The following is a 16,901-nucleotide window of genomic DNA, read 5'->3' on the forward strand; positions in this document are numbered from 1 at the left end:
AGGAATTCGACTGCAAAGAAAACTCTTTTATTCCGATTAGTTTTGATGTTCTTAGATAATAAATCTAAAAAAGAATCGTATTTTTGCAGAATAAGATGTTTTTCGATATGCTGGTAAATAAAATTGCATGATTTAATCCCATACACCAAAACAAAATTTATCAGTATATCATGATCCGTCAGCCTATTAATTAATTATTTATATCAATGAATAAACAGATTTTATCAATTTTTGTTTTCTGTGCTTTTTCTTATTCTACACAAGCGCAAGAAGTGAAAGGAGGCATCAGCGACTCCATGATGCAACAAATCAAGCAGAGTTATGCAAACACTCCTACCGACAAGGCTATCCGCAACGCCATCGGCAACAACGACATCCGTAAACTGGCTCTCAACCAGGATAACCTGAAAGGCATGGATACGCATTTTTCTATCAAAGTGTCTTCTAAAGGTATCACCGACCAAAAATCTTCTGGTCGTTGCTGGCTTTTTACAGGTTTGAATGTGATGCGTGCCAAAGCGATCGCCAAGCATAACCTCGGTTCCTTCGAATTCTCGCAAACTTATCCTTTCTTCTTCGACCAACTGGAGAAAGCCAACCTCTTTCTGCAAGGTATTATCGATACCAGCAGTAAGCCGATGGATGATAAAATGGTGGAATGGCTCTTCCGTAATCCTTTGAGTGATGGTGGAACATTCACCGGTGTAGCCGATATTGTCAGTAAATACGGGCTTGTTCCCAAAGATGTGATGCCGGAAACCAACAGTAGTGAAAATACCTCCCGTATGGCAGGTCTGATTGCCCTGAAACTTCGTGAACAGGGGCTTCAACTCCGTGATCTCGCTGCGCAAGGTGTCAAGCCTGCTGCCCTTGAGAAAACAAAAACAGAGATGTTGAGCACCATCTACCGCATGTTAGTGTTGAATCTCGGTGTTCCTCCTACTGAATTTACCTGGACTGAATATAACGCTAAGGGTGAGCCTGTGTCTACCGAAACTTACACTCCACTTTCTTTCCTGAAAAAGTATGGTGACGAAAAACTGATTGATAATTATGTCATGTTAATGGACGATCCGAGCCGTGAATATTATAAGTGTTATGAGATAGACTACGACCGCCACCGTTACGACGGCAAAAACTGGACGTATGTCAATCTCCCCATCGAGGATATCAAAGAAATGGCTATTTCTTCTCTCAAGGATAGCACAATGATGTATTTTTCTTGCGATGTAGGTAAGTTTCTAAACTCTGACCGTGGTCTACTGGATGTCAAAAACTACGACTACGAATCTCTTATGGGTACTTCTTTTGGCATGAACAAGAAGCAACGTATCCAAAGTTTTGCCAGTGGCTCCAGTCACGCCATGACTCTTATGGCCGTCGATCTTGACAAAAATGGAAAACCGACGAAATGGATGGTTGAAAATAGTTGGGGGCCTGCTGCCGGTTATCAGGGTTATCTCATTATGACAGATGATTGGTTTAACGAATATATGTTCCGTCTAGTAGTAGAAACGAAATATGCATCGAAAAAAGCTCTCGAGGTGTTGAAACAGAAGCCTATCCGACTTCCTGCTTGGGATCCTATGTTTGCTGAATAGTTCTTTTTCTTTGCTTCTGTCTTTTGTTTCGGAACAAAAGATAAAAGATTACGTGCACGAACACGAAAGGAATTACGGATATTTTTCCGTAATTCCTTTCTTTTTTCCTACCGAATCCCAATCTTATTTATTACTTTTGCGGCAAATTTATGAAACCATTATTTTATATAGCATGGCAAATGTAATAAAGTTACGTAAAGGCCTTGACATAAACCTGAAAGGAAAAGCTGCTGAAACGTACGCAACAGTAAAAGAACCGGGATTCTACGCACTTGTACCCGATGACTTTCCTGGAGTGACGCCTAAGGTAGTTGTGAAAGAGCAGGAATATGTAATGGCTGGTGGACCCTTGTTTATCGACAAGTATCATCCTGAAGTGAAATTTGTTTCGCCGGTGAGCGGCGTGGTGACGAGTGTAGAACGTGGTGCTCGTCGTAAGGTATTGAACATCGTAGTAGAAGCTGCTGCAGAGCAGGACTATGAAGATTTTGGGAAAAAGAATGTTGCTTCGATGGATGCTGAAGCTGTGAAATCCGCTCTGTTAGAAGCCGGACTTTTCGCGTTTATCAAACAGCGTCCTTATGACATCATTGCAGATCCGACGGTAACCCCGAAAGGAATCTTCATCTCCGCATTCGATACCAATCCATTGGCTCCGGATTTCGAGTTCGCCCTCAAAGGCGAAGAAGCAAACTTCCAGACAGGGCTTGATGCTCTTGCCAAACTGGCAAAAACCTACCTGAACATCAGTGTGAAACAGAACGCTGCTGCACTGACACAGGCTAAGAACGTTACAATCACCGCATTCGACGGACCGAACCCTGCAGGTAATGTAGGCGTTCAGATCAACCACCTCGACCCCGTATCCAAGGGCGAAACGGTATGGACTATTGATCCGCAAGCCGTAATCTTCATCGGTCGCCTCTTCAATACAGGCCATGTAGATTTCACCCGTACAGTAGCTGTGACAGGTTCCGAAGTGTTGAAACCTGCATACTGCAAACTACAGGTAGGTGCATTGCTCACCAACGTGTTTGCCGGCAATGTAACAAAAGACAAAGACTTACGCTACATCAGCGGTAACGTGCTGACAGGAAAGCAAGTATCTCCGAACGGATTCTTGGGCGCATTCCATAGCCAACTGACTGTTATCCCCGAAGGTGACGACATTCACGAAATGCTTGGATGGATCATGCCGCGTTTCAACCAGTTCAGTGCCAATCGTTCTTATTTCAGCTGGTTGATGGGTAAGAAGGAATATACGTTGGATGCCCGTATCAAAGGTGGCGAACGTCACATGATTATGTCGGGTGAATACGATAAGGTATTCCCAATGGACATTCTGCCCGAATATCTGATTAAAGCAATTATCGCTGGTGACATCGACCGTATGGAAGCACTCGGCATCTACGAAGTAGCTCCTGAAGACTTCGCCCTTTGCGAATTCGTCTGCTCTTCAAAGATGGAACTGCAACGCATCGTTCGTGCCGGACTCGATATGCTCCGTTCAGAAATGGCGTAATCGAATAAGAGATTAAATAATAAAAATTAAAATAAGCGATAGTTGAAATCTTGCGAAACGGCTCTCTGTGGATACAGCATAAACCCAGCACAGCCAATTTTCAACTCTCAACTTTCAATTTTCAATTAAATAAATGAAAGCGTTAAGAAATTATCTCGATAAGATAAAGCCGAACTTTGAGGAGGGCGGCAAATTCCACGCATTCCAGTCGGTGTTTGACGGCTTCGAAACATTCCTGTTCGTGCCTAGCAAGACTGCGAAAACGGGAACGCACATACATGACGCAATCGATAGCAAGCGCATCATGTCGATTGTGGTTATTTCGTTAATACCGGCTTTGCTGTTCGGTATGTACAACGTAGGTTACCAGCATTTCACTCATACAGGTGCTACTGGCAGCTTCATCGAAATGTTTATCTACGGATTCCTGGCAGTACTGCCTAAAATAATCGTATCATACGTAGTAGGTCTTGGCATTGAGTTCGTCGTAGCTCAATGGAAGAAAGAAGAAATCCAGGAAGGATTCCTTGTTTCCGGTATCCTGATCCCGATGATCGTTCCGGTAGACTGTCCGCTGTGGATTCTTGCCGTAGCTACTGCATTCTCTGTTATCTTCGCAAAAGAAGTATTCGGTGGTACAGGTATGAACGTATTCAACGTTGCGTTGATTACTCGTGCATTCCTGTTCTTCGCATACCCGACCAAGATGTCTGGTGATGCCGTTTGGGTGTCAGGCGACAGCATCTTCGGTTTAGGACAAAGCGTAGACGGACTCACCGTTGCCACTCCGCTGGGACAAGCTGCTACAACAGGTAGTGTTCCTGCGTTCAACATGGATATGATTACAGGTCTGATTCCGGGTTCTATTGGTGAAACCAGCGTAATCGCTATCCTGATTGGTGCCGTTATCCTGCTTTGGACAGGTGTTGCAAGCTGGAAGACAATGATTTCCGTATTCATCGGTGGCGCATTCATGGCATGGGTATTCAATTCAATCGGCATGGAAAACAACACAATGGCTCAAATGCCTTGGTACGAACATCTCGTTCTTGGTGGTTTCTGCTTCGGTGCCGTATTTATGGCTACTGACCCTGTGACTTCCGCACGTACAGAAAGAGGTAAATATATCTTCGGATTCCTGATCGGTGTGATGGCTATCGTTATCCGCGTACTGAATCCGGGTTATCCGGAAGGTATGATGCTTGCCATCCTGCTGATGAACATCTTCGCTCCGCTGATTGACTACTGTGTAGTACAAAGCAATATCAGCCGTCGCGAGAAACGCACTATCAAGTCTAACCAATAAATACCGAAAGAAAATGAATACGAATAGTAATAGTTATACTATCATTTATGCTTCGGTAATGGTTATTATCGTAGCATTCCTGCTGGCATTCGTTAGTTCTTCACTGAAATCTACACAAGACAAGAATGTGCAGTTGGACACTAAGAAACAAATCCTCGCTGCATTGAACATTAAGAATGTGGAAGATGCGGATGCTGAATATCAGAAATATGTGAAAGGGGATATGCTGATGAACGTAGACGGTACGCTGACCGAAAATACGGGCGAATTTGCTACCAACTACGAGAAAGAAGCAAAAGAACAACAACGTCTGCACGTGTTTGTATGCGAAGTGGACGGTCAGACTAAATATGTAGTTCCTGTTTACGGTGCCGGTCTTTGGGGCGCTATCTGGGGATACGTTGCACTGAACGAAGATAAAGATACCGTTTACGGTACTTACTTCTCACACGCTAGTGAAACTCCGGGTCTGGGTGCTGAAATTGCAACCGACCATTTCCAAAATGAATTTGTAGGTAAGAAGACTTTGGAAAATGGAGCTATCACTTTGGGAGTCGTAAAAAATGGCAAGGTAGAGAAACCTGATTACCAAGTGGATGGTATCTCCGGTGGTACAATCACTTCAGTAGGTGTAGATGCCATGTTGAAGTCTTGCCTGAATAGTTACTTGAGTTTTTTAACTAAATAATAAGGAGGAGAAAGATAGAATATGGGACAACTGTTTTCAAAGAAAAATAAAGAAGTATTCTCTGCTCCGCTGGGAATTGATAATCCGGTAACCGTACAGGTGCTCGGTATCTGTTCTGCACTTGCTGTTACCGCAAAGCTGGAGCCTGCCATCGTGATGGGACTTTCAGTAACGGTGATTACTGCATTTGCCAACGTTGTTATTTCACTGTTGCGTAAGACTATTCCTAACCGCATCCGCATCATCGTCCAGTTGGTTGTGGTAGCTGCTTTGGTAACTATCGTAAGTGAAATCCTGAAAGCGTTTGCTTACGACGTAAGCGTACAGCTTTCTGTTTATGTAGGTTTGATTATCACTAACTGTATCTTGATGGGACGTCTGGAAGCATTTGCCATGCAGAACGGTCCTTGGGAGTCTTTCTTGGATGGTGTAGGTAATGGTTTAGGCTATGCCAAGATTTTGATTATCGTTGCTTTCTTCCGCGAACTGTTTGGCTCGGGAACATTGCTTGGTTTCAATATCCTGAATTATGAACCGATTCAAAATATCGGATACGTAAACAACGGCTTGATGTTGATGCCGCCGATGGCATTGATTATCGTAGCATGCATTATCTGGTATCAACGTGCACGTCATAAAGAATTGCAAGAACAAAGTAATTAATTATTTCTGATTTCTGAATTATGATTTATGTCTAGCTTTATAGTCATAGTCGCATGATAAGTCTGCTGAATCATAAATTATAAATCATAAATCATAAATCAAAAAGAATTATGGAACATTTATTAAGTTTATTCGTCCGCTCTATCTTTGTGGACAACATGATATTCGCATTCTTCTTGGGTATGTGTTCATACCTGGCTGTTTCGAAGAATGTGAAGACTGCCGTAGGACTGGGTATCGCCGTGACTTTCGTGTTGCTGGTGACGCTTCCGGTCAACTACCTGTTGCAAACTAAGGTGCTGGCTGCCAATGCTATCATTGAAGGTGTCGACCTTAGCTTCTTGAGTTTTATTCTTTTCATTGCCGTAATTGCCGGTATCGTGCAATTGGTGGAGATGGTGGTAGAACGCTTCACTCCGTCACTGTATGCTTCGCTGGGTATCTTCCTGCCGTTGATTGCCGTTAACTGTGCGATCATGGGTGCCTCTCTGTTTATGCAACAACGTATTAACGTTGGTCCGAGTGATCCGAAATACATTGGTGATATTTGGGATGCCCTCTCTTATGCATTGGGTTCCGGTATCGGTTGGTTGCTGGCTATCGTAGGTCTGGCTGCTATCCGCGAGAAAATGGCTTACTCTGACGTGCCTGCTCCGTTGAAGGGCTTGGGTATCACATTTATCACAGTAGGTCTGATGGCAATCGCATTTATGTGTTTCTCTGGTTTGAACATCTAAAAAGAAAGGAATAAGACAATGGATATGAATTTAATATTAGCGAGCATTGGGGTATTCCTTGTGGTTATTCTGTTGCTTGTTGTTATCTTGCTGGTTGCCAAAAATTTCCTGGTGCCATCAGGAAACGTGAAACTGACAATCAATGGCGAAAAGGAATTGGAAGTTGCTTCCGGTTCTACTTTGCTCAATACGCTGTCTGTAAACGGAATATTCCTGTCATCCGCATGTGGTGGTAAGGGATCTTGCGGGCAATGTAAATGCCAGGTGCTTGAAGGTGGTGGTGAAATTCTGCCTTCTGAAGTTCCTCACTTCAGCCGTAAACAGCAGCAAGACCACTGGCGTCTGGGTTGTCAGGTAAAAGTGAAGGGGGATATGGCTATCAAGATTGATGAATCTGTACTCGGTGTGAAAGAGTGGGAGTGCGAAGTAATCTCCAACAAGAACGTGGCTACATTTATCAAAGAGTTCATCGTTGCTCTGCCTAAAGGCGAACACATGGACTTTATCCCGGGTTCTTATGCACAGATTAAGATTCCTAAATTTTCAATGGATTATGATAAGGACATCGATAAGAGCCTGATTGGTGATGAATATCTGCCAGCATGGGAGAAATTCGGTTTGTTAGGTTTGAAATGTAAGAACGACGAGGAAACAATTCGTGCTTACTCTATGGCCAACTATCCTGCCGAAGGTGACCGTATCATGTTGACAGTACGTATCGCTACTCCACCGTTCAAGCCGAAAGAACAAGGTCCTGGATTTATGGATGTGATGCCGGGTATCGCTTCTTCATATATCTTTACTCTGAAACCGGGTGACAAAGTAATAATGAGCGGTCCTTACGGAGACTTCCACCCAATCTTCGATTCTAAGAAGGAAATGATGTGGATTGGTGGTGGTGCCGGTATGGCTCCGTTACGTGCGCAAATCATGCACATGACTAAGACATTGCATACAACTGATCGTAAGATGTCTTACTTCTATGGTGCCCGTGCGCTGAATGAAGTGTTCTATCTGGAAGATTTCCTGCAAATCGAAAAGGACTTCCCGAACTTCACTTTCCATTTGGCACTCGACCGTCCGGACCCTGCTGCTGATGCTGCAGGCGTGAAGTATACTCCGGGATTCGTTCACAACGTAATCTACGAAACTTACCTGAAGAATCACGAAGCTCCTGAAGATATTGAATACTATATGTGTGGTCCTGGTCCGATGTCGAAAGCTGTTGAGAAGATGCTCGACGATCTTGGCGTTCCGGCACAGAACCTGATGTTCGACAACTTCGGAGGATAATTTGCAGAAGAGAACAAACCGGTCGGGAAAATGACCGGAAAGAATATATAACACAGGGTGGGAAATCTGAAAAGCAGTAGTGCTTCTTGGATTTCCCGTTTCTTTTTTAGGGTATTCCATGATGTCTTTACGCTATGTTTTCTATCTATTTTATGTCTGTTTAAAAGATAGTTCTCCTTTTTTATCTGTACTTATCTATTATATTCGTATATTTGGCTACACAATAGAATTATTAAAGTACAATAGGTTATGGAATATCATCGTATATCTTTTATTCACAATGATACAGAGTATTCATTTGTCAAAGCTATGAGTTCAAGTTTAACGAGATATGCCTTGGTTACCGCTTGTAGGGCAGAAGTAACCATTTACATGAAAGAGAATAATCTGAAAGGTTATTATATATTGACCGGCATGGCTAAAGTTTGATTGTTTTTTTATCTCCGTACTCTTTCCTTTTTGTATCTTTGCCTCCATGTTAGAGAAAAATGAAATTATACAGTCGGCTCTCCGCAATTTGAAGATTGAGGAACTGAATCCGATGCAGGAAGCATCACTTGAACAAGCTACCGGAAGAAAAGACGTTATACTGTTGTCACCGACAGGATCGGGCAAGACATTGGCCTATCTGTTACTTTTACTCCTTACTCTAAAACCGAACGACGACAGCGTGCAGGTTTTGATTCTCGTTCCTTCGCGTGAGCTGGCCTTACAGATAGATTCTGTATTCAAAGCAATGGGGACTTCCTGGAAAACCTGCTGTTGTTACGGTGGGCATCCTATCGCCGAAGAAAAGAAAAGTATATTGGGCAATCATCCTGCTATCATCATTGGTACTCCGGGACGTATCACCGACCATTTGTCGAAAGGCAATTTCAACCCTGAAACCATTGAAACTTTAATTATCGACGAGTTCGACAAATCGTTGGAGTTTGGTTTCCACGATGAAATGGCAGAGATTATTACCCAGCTTCCGGGATTAAAAAAACGTATGTTGCTTTCAGCTACTGATGCGGCAGAGATTCCCGAATTTACAGGATTGAACCGCACAGTTAAGTTGAACTTCCTTTCGGACGATTCTGAAGAACAAGAGTCGCGCTTGAAATTGATGAAGGTGCTTTCGCCTTCCAAAGATAAGATTGATACTTTATATAACCTGCTTTGTACATTGGGGAGCAGTTCGAGCATCGTGTTTTGTAATCATCGGGATGCGGTGGACCGTGTACATCAGTTATTGGCGGATAAAAAACTACTCGCAGAACGTTTTCATGGCGGTATGGAACAGCCGGACCGTGAACGTGCGCTTTACAAGTTCCGTAATGGCAGTTGTCATGTATTGATTTCTACCGATCTGGCAGCCCGTGGACTGGATATTCCGGAAGTCGGACATATCATCCATTATCATTTGCCGGTCAATGAAGAAGCCTTTACGCACCGCAACGGACGTACAGCACGTTGGGATGCGACCGGAACGTCTTATCTGATTCTTCATGCCGAAGAGAAACTTCCTTCTTATATCCCGGAAGAAATGGAAACAGTGGCGTTGCCTGAAAACCCTCCCCGGCCTCCGAAATCGGTCTGGGCTACCATTTATATAGGTAAAGGAAAAAAGGAGAAACTTAGCCGGATAGATATTGCCGGATTCTTATATAAAAAAGGAAATCTGACCCGCGAAGATGTCGGAGCGATTGACGTCAAAGGACATTATGCTTTTGTCGCTGTTCGCCGGGCTAAGGTGAAGCAACTCTTGAATCTGATTCAGGGGGAGAAAATCAAAGGAATGAAGACTATTATAGAAGAAGCGAAGTAAAGATCTTTTCTGTAAGATACCTTACTTGACATCTATGGATAACAAAATGGTGTATATATCCTGTATAAACCAATAAAAAGAAAGGAAAATCTGCTTTAAAACAGTATTTTTATAAGGAAAGATTTGTGCGGCGGAAATAAATTCGTAAATTCGCAAGGTCAAAAGACAAAAGTAACGAAATTGTTAAACCAAAAACAAACTTCAAATGAAAAAGCATAATTTCAATGCAGGACCTTCCATTCTTCCGCGTGAGGTGATAGAGGATACAGCGAAGGCTATTTTAGATTTCAACGGTTCTGGTCTCTCTTTGATGGAAATCAGCCACCGCGCCAAAGACTTCCAACCTGTGGTTGACGAAGCAGAGGCATTATTCAAGGAATTACTCAATATCCCCGAAGGCTATTCGGTACTGTTCCTGGGTGGAGGTGCTAGTATGGAGTTCTGCATGGTTCCTTATAACTTCCTGGAAAAAAAAGCTGCTTACCTGAACACTGGTGTATGGGCTAAGAAAGCAATGAAAGAAGCTAAAGGGTTTGGCGAAGTTGTAGAAGTTGCTTCCTCTGCTGAAGCTACATATACTTATATCCCAAAAGATTATACAATCCCGACAGACGCAGATTATTTCCACATTACGACTAACAACACAATTTACGGTACAGAATTGAAGAAAGATCTCGATTCTCCAGTTCCGATGGTTGCCGATATGTCTTCTGATATTTTCTCACGTCCGATCGACGTTTCTAAATATATCTGTATTTATGGTGGTGCACAAAAGAATCTGGCTCCTGCTGGTGTTACATTCGTTATCGTTAAGAATGACGCATTGGGTAAGGTTTCCCGTTACATTCCAACGATGTTGAATTATCAGACTCATGTTGACAGTGGCTCTATGTTTAACACTCCTCCTGTTGTACCTATTTATGCAGCATTGCAGACGCTTCGCTGGATCAAAGCACAGGGTGGTGTGAAAGAAATGGAACGTCGTGCCATTGAAAAAGCGGATATGTTGTATGCTGAAATCGACCGTAACAAAATGTTCGTGGGTACTGCTGCCAAAGAAGACCGTTCACGTATGAACATCTGTTTCGTGATGGCTCCCGAATACAAAGACTTCGAAGCTGACTTCTTGAAGTTTGCTACTGAAAGAGGTATGGTAGGTATCAAGGGACACCGTTCTGTAGGTGGTTTCCGTGCATCTTGCTACAATGCTCTGCCGAAAGAAAGCGTACAAGCTTTGATTGATTGTATGCAGGAATTTGAAAAACTTCATTAATAATATTTTCACCACAGATTATACAGACGGACGCAGATTTTTTTTATTCTGTGAGAATCTGGGTAATCTGTGGTGAGTCTTTATAAACAGAATTAGATTATGAAAATACTTGTAGCTACTGATAAACCGTTTGCTAAAGTTGCAGTAGACGGTATCCGTAAAGAAATAGAAGCAGCCGGATACGAGTTTGCTTTACTTGAGAAATATACAGAAAAAGCCCAGTTACTGGATGCAGTGAAAGATGCTAATGCCATCATTATCCGTAGTGATATTGTTGATGCAGAGGTGCTTGATGCTGCTAAAGAATTGAAAATCGTAGTTCGCGCCGGTGCAGGATACGATAATGTGGACCTGGCTGCTGCCACAGCTCACAATGTATGCGTGATGAACACTCCGGGACAGAATTCTAATGCTGTTGCCGAACTTGCTTTGGGTATGATGGTATATGCTGTCCGTAACTTCTATAACGGAACTTCCGGTACAGAATTGATGGGCAAGAAATTGGGTATTCATGCTTATGGAAACGTAGGCCGCAATGTAGCTCGTGTTGCCAAAGGTTTCGGAATGGAAGTGTATGCTTATGATGCATTCTGCCCGAAAGAAGTAATCGAAAAAGATGGTGTGAAAGCACTTGATTCTGCAGAAGAATTGTACAAGACTTGCCAGGTGGTATCTCTTCATATTCCGGCAACTGCCGAAACAAAGAACTCTATCAATTATGCTCTGTTGAAAGATATGCCGAAAGGTGCTATGTTGGTAAACACTGCCCGTAAGGAAGTGATTAACGAAGCAGAACTAATCAAACTGATGGAAGAGCGTGCAGACTTCAAATATATCACAGATATTATGCCTGCTGCTAACGCAGAGTTTGCAGAAAAGTTTGCCGGACGTTATTTCTCAACTCCTAAGAAGATGGGTGCTCAAACTGCCGAAGCAAATATCAATGCCGGTATTGCTGCTGCTCAACAAATTGTGGGCTTCTTGAAAGATGGTTGCGAGAAATTTAGAGTAAACAAGTAAGATTCTGAATAAGTCTGCCGGATTTTTCAGGATAACTATGGTAGTATCTGAATAAAAACAATCCGTTGCAGAATGTCTTTTTTAGAAATAAGTAGTATATTTGAGCCACAGATTTTCAAGAAGTCTGTGGCTTTAATTTTTTACATATAAAATACTAATATCATGGCAATAATCAAACCTTTCAAGGGCATTCGTCCTCCGCAAAACCTCGTAGAACAGGTCGCTTCACGTCCTTATGATGTACTGAACTCTGAAGAAGCCCGCGCAGAAGCGGAAGGTAACGAAAAGTCTCTTTATCATATTATTAAACCGGAAATAGATTTCCCTGTTGGTATGGATGAACACGACGAACGGGTGTATGCTAAAGCTGCCGAGAATTTCCAACTGTTTCAGGACAAAGGCTGGTTGGTGCAGGATAATAAGGAAAACTATTATATCTATGCCCAGACGATGAACGGGAAAACGCAATACGGATTGGTGGTCGGTGCTTATGTTCCCGATTATATGAATGGTATTATCAAAAAGCATGAGCTTACCCGTCGTGACAAGGAAGAGGATCGTATGAAACATGTACGTGTGAACAACGCAAACATTGAGCCTGTTTTCTTTGCTTATCCTGATAATGAGAAGCTGGATGTTATTATAAAGAAATATACAGCAAACAAGCCGGTTTATGACTTTATCGCTCCGGGTGATGGCTTTGGACATACTTTCTGGATTGTCGACCAGGATGCAGATATTGCTACCATTACTGCCGAATTTGCTAAAATGCCTGCTCTTTATATTGCTGACGGGCATCACCGTTCTGCCGCTGCTGCATTGGTGGGAGCAGAGAAAGCAAAGCAAAATCCGAATCATCGTGGTGATGAAGAATATAATTACTTCATGGCTGTTTGCTTCCCTGCAAACCAGCTAACCATCATCGATTATAATCGTGTAGTGAAAGATCTCAATGGTTTGACTCCCGAGCAATTCCTGGCTGCACTTGATAAAAACTTTATAGTAGAAGAGAAGGGTGCGGATATCTATAAACCATCCGGCTTACATAATTTTTCACTCTATTTGGGTGGTAAATGGTACAGCTTGACTGCTAAGGCCGGTACGTATAATGATAACGACCCTATTGGTGTGCTTGATGTTACAATCTCTTCCAACTTGATTTTGGATGAAGTTTTAGGTATAAAGGATCTGCGTTCTGATAAACGTATTGATTTTGTCGGTGGTATCCGTGGATTGGGAGAGCTCAAGAAGCGTGTGGATAGCGGTGAAATGAAAGTGGCTTTGGCTCTCTATCCCGTATCTATGAAACAGTTGATGGATATTGCAGATACAGGCAATATTATGCCGCCGAAGACTACTTGGTTTGAACCGAAACTTCGTTCGGGACTGGTGATTCATAAGTTAGATTAAAAAATATCTGTAAGATGATGCGAAAATCATTGTTGATAGGGACTATATCAGTAGATGTGACGCTTGATTGATGTAGAAAAAATAGTGACGGGATATGCCCGGGATAGTGACGGTATCGTTGTGGTATACCGTCACTATTTTTATTGGATAGCGTCACTATTTTTAATTCCCCCAACTGCCTATCATCGATAAGTGGAACATTAATATTTCCAAATGATAGATTGACTTTTCTCATTAAAGCCGTATCTTTGCAACATGACTGCTGAAGATACTTATAAAACCATCATTGAGCCTTCCGAAGGTATTTATACGGAAAAACGAAGCAAGTTCATTGCTATAGCCCTTCCTGTGCGTACTCTCGATGAGATAAAGATGCATCTTGAAACGTATCAGAAAAAGTATTATGATGCACGGCATGTATGCTATGCTTATATGTTGGGAGCTGCGCGAAAGGATTTCCGTGCCAATGACAACGGAGAACCTTCCGGAACAGCGGGTAAACCTATTCTCGGACAGATAAACTCGAATGAACTGACGGATATACTGATTATAGTAGTTCGTTATTTTGGAGGAATCAAGTTGGGGACAAGTGGATTGATTGTTGCTTACAAGGCCGCTGCTGCCGAAGCGATTGCTGCCGCTACTATTATAGAAAAGACGGTAGATGAGGATGTGACGGTAATGTTTGAATATCCTTTTATGAATGATGTCATGCGCATTGTGAAAGAAGAGGAACCGGAGATTCTTAATCAGTCGTATGACATGGATTGTAGCATGACATTGCGGATTCGTCGTTCGATGATGCCTAAGTTGCGTGCACGTTTGGAGAAGGTGGAGACAGCGCGGATTCTTGATGATGAGAATATTTTGTAGGTAAAGTATTAGAAGTAGTAATAGAGATAGAGAGTGGATTGCATGATAAATAAATGTCACATAATTTTTAGTCTGTTTTTAAGTTCCTTTGTATGGATGAGCGTTCAGGCGCAAGCACAAATACAGGAAACTCAAAAACTGGCTCCTAATAATATTCCTGTTCCGTGGTATTCGCAGAAAATCGCGGGATGCCCTTACTCGCATTGCTCTCTGGCTTCTTCGTTAATGGTCTTTGATTATTTTAAGGGAATGACGGCTGATACACAACGTACAGCCCAGGATGCAGAAAAGAAACTGATTGAATATCAGCGGAACTACTTTCTGAAAAAACGTGCTCCTTTCCGTCGCCGTACTTCAATAGGGCAGGGAGGATATTATTCTTTTGAGATTGATTCGTTGACACGTTATTATGAAAACATGATAAGTGCCGAACATTTCCAGCAGAAAGATTATCGGATATTGAAAGATTATATTGATCGTGGCATTCCTGTGCTTGTAAATGTGAGATATACAGGTGCAGTTCGTGGTTTGCGTCCTGGTCCGAGAGGGCACTGGATGGTGCTTCGTGGCATTGATGATAAACATGTGTGGGTGAATGATCCCGGACGTTCGCCGGAGATGCGGACTAAAGGAGAAAACATCTGTTATCCCATTAAGAAACAGCCGGGTAACCCTTCCTATTTTGATGGTTGTTGGACGGGACGATTTATCATAGTCACTCCCAGAGAATGGATACGAAACTCCCTGTTTGCACAGGTAGGCAAGCTCCCTCCATTGGAGGAGGTGACTCATATAGTTCCTCCGGTTGTGTCGTCTGTAACCTTACCGCAGGTTATCAATCAGTAGAAGCAACTCATAGTTAGGAAAATTCAGTAGTAGAATTAAGATAGAACATTTGTAATAAAATAAAGAAGAACAAAAATATATGGCATTTGAAGCAACCAAAAAAGAATGGTGCGAACTCTATTCTTTCTTTCGTCTCTTAGCAGATGGAAAAGTAGTGTTAGGCACAGCAGAAGCAAAGGCGGGAGATACATTTTGGCCTGTTGCAATGATTCAACGGGAAGAACATGATGGAACACGTCAATATTATATTGAAGAAGATACGATTCGTATAGAAGGAGAGAATGGGAGTAAGTCCATGCCTCGTGAAGATTTTGGTATTGTAGCTGATCTGATATTACAGGCTGTGAAATCTTCGCCGGAAAATGATGTTGCTTCTCCAGAAGGAGTAGAAGAGTTTTTAGACGAAGCTGCCATTTTCGATTTGGAAGCAAAAACAGAAGATCGCACAGATTTTTCCATTACATTTTGGCATCCGAAAGCTCCGTTAAGAGGTTTCAATGTCCGTTCACGGTTGGGCGTAATGAATCCGTTGTTGGACGGAGGACGTGCAGCGAATCTTAAACTGGAACAGAGTGGAGTCAAATTTGCCACTCCAACAGTGAATAAAATCAATGCTTTGCCTGAATCTCCGAATGAAGTTGCCGAACGGATGATGATGATCGAACGTTTGGGGGGCGTACTTAAATACGCTGATGTAGCCGACCGCGTATTCCGCAGTAATCTTTTGATGATTGATCTGCATTTTCCACGTGTACTGACAGAAATGGTTCGTATCATGCATTTGGATGGTATCTCCCGTATTAGTGAGTTGACGGAAGTTATTAAACAAATGAATCCGTTGAAGATTAAAGATGAACTAATCAATAAGCATAAGTTCTATGAATTCAAGATGAAGCAGTTCTTGATGGCATTAGTATTGGGAATGCGTCCTGCAAAGATTTACAATGGATTGGATTCGGCAGTGGAAGGTATTCTATTGGTGGATGGAAATGGAGAAGTGCTCTGTTATCATAAATCGGAAAAGCAAATAATGGAGGATTTTTTGTTTTTAAATACCCGTTTAGAAAAAGGATCTTTAGAGAAAGACAAATACGGGTTCCTGGAGAGAGAGAATGGAGTCTATTATTTCAAACTGAATGCAAAGATTGGGCTGGTCAAACGGTAGAAAAGTATAATGTATTGATGCAGTTAAACTAATAATGATGGCATACTTATATAAAATACTTGTTATCCATGAAAACAAATGAAGTTTTAGAGAACATTAAAGCACGCCGTAGCGTACGGGCTTATACTGGCCAGCAAGTTTTAGAAGAGGATTTGCAGGCTATTTTGGAAGCTGCAACTTATGCACCGAGTGGAATGCATCTGGAAACATGGCATTTTACGGCTATTCAAAATATGGATAAGTTGACAGAACTGAATGAACGGATTAAAGGGGCTTTTGCAAAAAGCGACGATTCTCGTTTGCAGGAACGTGGACATAGTAAGACTTATTGTTGCTATTATCATGCTCCGACTTTAGTGATTGTATCTAATGAGCCTACTCAATGGTGGGCTGGTATGGATTGTGCTTGTGCCATAGAAAATATGTTCCTGGCTGCCCAGTCTTTAGGTATCGGCTCTTGTTGGATCAATCAGTTGGGGACAACATGTGATGATCCGGAGGTTCGTGAATTTATTACTGCTTTAGGTGTTCCTGCCAATCATAAAGTCTACGGTTGTGTAGCTTTGGGTTATCCTGATTCGAAGATTCCAATAAAAGAGAAAAAGGTAAAGGCTAATACAATAACTATCGTTAGATAGAATACAGCTTCTTGTCTGATAAAATAAGAGGCTGTGTCGAAACTCTCATATAAAAA

The 16,901-nt window shown here is 42.3% G+C and carries 16 protein-coding genes; all 16 read left to right on the forward strand.

The window, feature by feature from the left end; genetic code table 11:
• Nucleotides 1-206 precede the first annotated feature (206 nt).
• The 16 genes from N5O98_RS01065 to N5O98_RS01140 all read left to right on the forward strand — a co-directional run bounded on the left by N5O98_RS01065 (nt 207) and on the right by N5O98_RS01140 (nt 16,845).
• A complete protein-coding gene (locus tag N5O98_RS01065; RefSeq protein ID WP_118160972.1) occupies nt 207-1,601 on the forward strand; it encodes a C1 family peptidase in 1,395 nt (464 codons plus the stop codon).
• Nucleotides 1,602-1,773: 172 nt separating this feature from the next.
• Entirely contained in the window at nt 1,774-3,123 is a 1,350-nt protein-coding gene (locus N5O98_RS01070; protein ID WP_008775870.1) for a Na(+)-translocating NADH-quinone reductase subunit A, read from the forward strand.
• A 133-nt stretch (nt 3,124-3,256) separates the two neighbouring features.
• Nucleotides 3,257-4,429 carry an NADH:ubiquinone reductase (Na(+)-transporting) subunit B gene (locus N5O98_RS01075; RefSeq protein WP_008775869.1) on the forward strand — a complete coding sequence of 391 codons (1,173 nt, stop codon included), beginning with the start codon at nt 3,257-3,259 and terminating at the stop codon, nt 4,427-4,429.
• 13 nt (nt 4,430-4,442) lie between these two features.
• Complete coding sequence (locus N5O98_RS01080) at nt 4,443-5,117, forward strand: Na(+)-translocating NADH-quinone reductase subunit C (protein WP_004315905.1); 675 nt, start codon at nt 4,443-4,445, stop codon at nt 5,115-5,117.
• Between the two features lie 21 nt (nt 5,118-5,138).
• Complete coding sequence (locus N5O98_RS01085) at nt 5,139-5,780, forward strand: NADH:ubiquinone reductase (Na(+)-transporting) subunit D (RefSeq protein WP_004300389.1); 642 nt, start codon at nt 5,139-5,141, stop codon at nt 5,778-5,780.
• 110 nt (nt 5,781-5,890) lie between these two features.
• Nucleotides 5,891-6,517, forward strand: coding sequence for an NADH:ubiquinone reductase (Na(+)-transporting) subunit E (gene nqrE / locus N5O98_RS01090; RefSeq protein WP_004306319.1), 627 nt, complete (start codon nt 5,891-5,893; stop codon nt 6,515-6,517).
• Nucleotides 6,518-6,535: 18 nt separating this feature from the next.
• Nucleotides 6,536-7,810 (forward strand): NADH:ubiquinone reductase (Na(+)-transporting) subunit F, encoded by a 1,275-nt coding sequence (gene nqrF / locus N5O98_RS01095; protein ID WP_004306318.1) that lies wholly within the window; start codon nt 6,536-6,538, stop codon nt 7,808-7,810.
• Nucleotides 7,811-8,059: 249 nt separating this feature from the next.
• Entirely contained in the window at nt 8,060-8,239 is a 180-nt protein-coding gene (locus tag N5O98_RS01100) for a hypothetical protein (RefSeq protein WP_195664241.1), read from the forward strand.
• 46 nt (nt 8,240-8,285) lie between these two features.
• Nucleotides 8,286-9,620 carry a DEAD/DEAH box helicase gene (locus N5O98_RS01105; RefSeq protein WP_004311622.1) on the forward strand — a complete coding sequence of 445 codons (1,335 nt, stop codon included), beginning with the start codon at nt 8,286-8,288 and terminating at the stop codon, nt 9,618-9,620.
• A gap of 205 nt (nt 9,621-9,825) precedes the next feature.
• Entirely contained in the window at nt 9,826-10,893 is a 1,068-nt protein-coding gene (gene serC, locus N5O98_RS01110) for a 3-phosphoserine/phosphohydroxythreonine transaminase (protein WP_004300395.1), read from the forward strand.
• Between the two features lie 99 nt (nt 10,894-10,992).
• Nucleotides 10,993-11,913, forward strand: a complete 921-nt coding sequence (locus tag N5O98_RS01115; RefSeq protein WP_004300396.1) for an NAD(P)-dependent oxidoreductase — start codon at nt 10,993-10,995, stop codon at nt 11,911-11,913.
• A 162-nt stretch (nt 11,914-12,075) separates the two neighbouring features.
• The gene (locus N5O98_RS01120; protein WP_004311623.1) at nt 12,076-13,323 is read left to right on the forward strand and encodes a DUF1015 domain-containing protein; all 1,248 of its coding nucleotides are present in this window, start codon (nt 12,076-12,078) and stop codon (nt 13,321-13,323) included.
• A gap of 255 nt (nt 13,324-13,578) precedes the next feature.
• On the forward strand, nt 13,579-14,196 hold the full coding sequence (locus tag N5O98_RS01125; protein ID WP_004300400.1) for an IMPACT family protein: 618 nt from the start codon (nt 13,579-13,581) through the stop codon (nt 14,194-14,196).
• Between the two features lie 96 nt (nt 14,197-14,292).
• Nucleotides 14,293-15,042 (forward strand): C39 family peptidase, encoded by a 750-nt coding sequence (locus N5O98_RS01130; RefSeq protein WP_004300401.1) that lies wholly within the window; start codon nt 14,293-14,295, stop codon nt 15,040-15,042.
• Between the two features lie 79 nt (nt 15,043-15,121).
• Nucleotides 15,122-16,207, forward strand: a complete 1,086-nt coding sequence (locus tag N5O98_RS01135; protein ID WP_004311625.1) for an HpaII family restriction endonuclease — start codon at nt 15,122-15,124, stop codon at nt 16,205-16,207.
• A gap of 68 nt (nt 16,208-16,275) precedes the next feature.
• Entirely contained in the window at nt 16,276-16,845 is a 570-nt protein-coding gene (locus N5O98_RS01140; RefSeq protein WP_004300403.1) for a nitroreductase family protein, read from the forward strand.
• Nucleotides 16,846-16,901 lie beyond the last annotated feature (56 nt).

Origin of the sequence: Bacteroides sp. LFL-34 (genome assembly GCF_027257075.1) — a bacterium.
Taxonomy (GTDB): domain Bacteria; phylum Bacteroidota; class Bacteroidia; order Bacteroidales; family Bacteroidaceae; genus Bacteroides; species Bacteroides ovatus.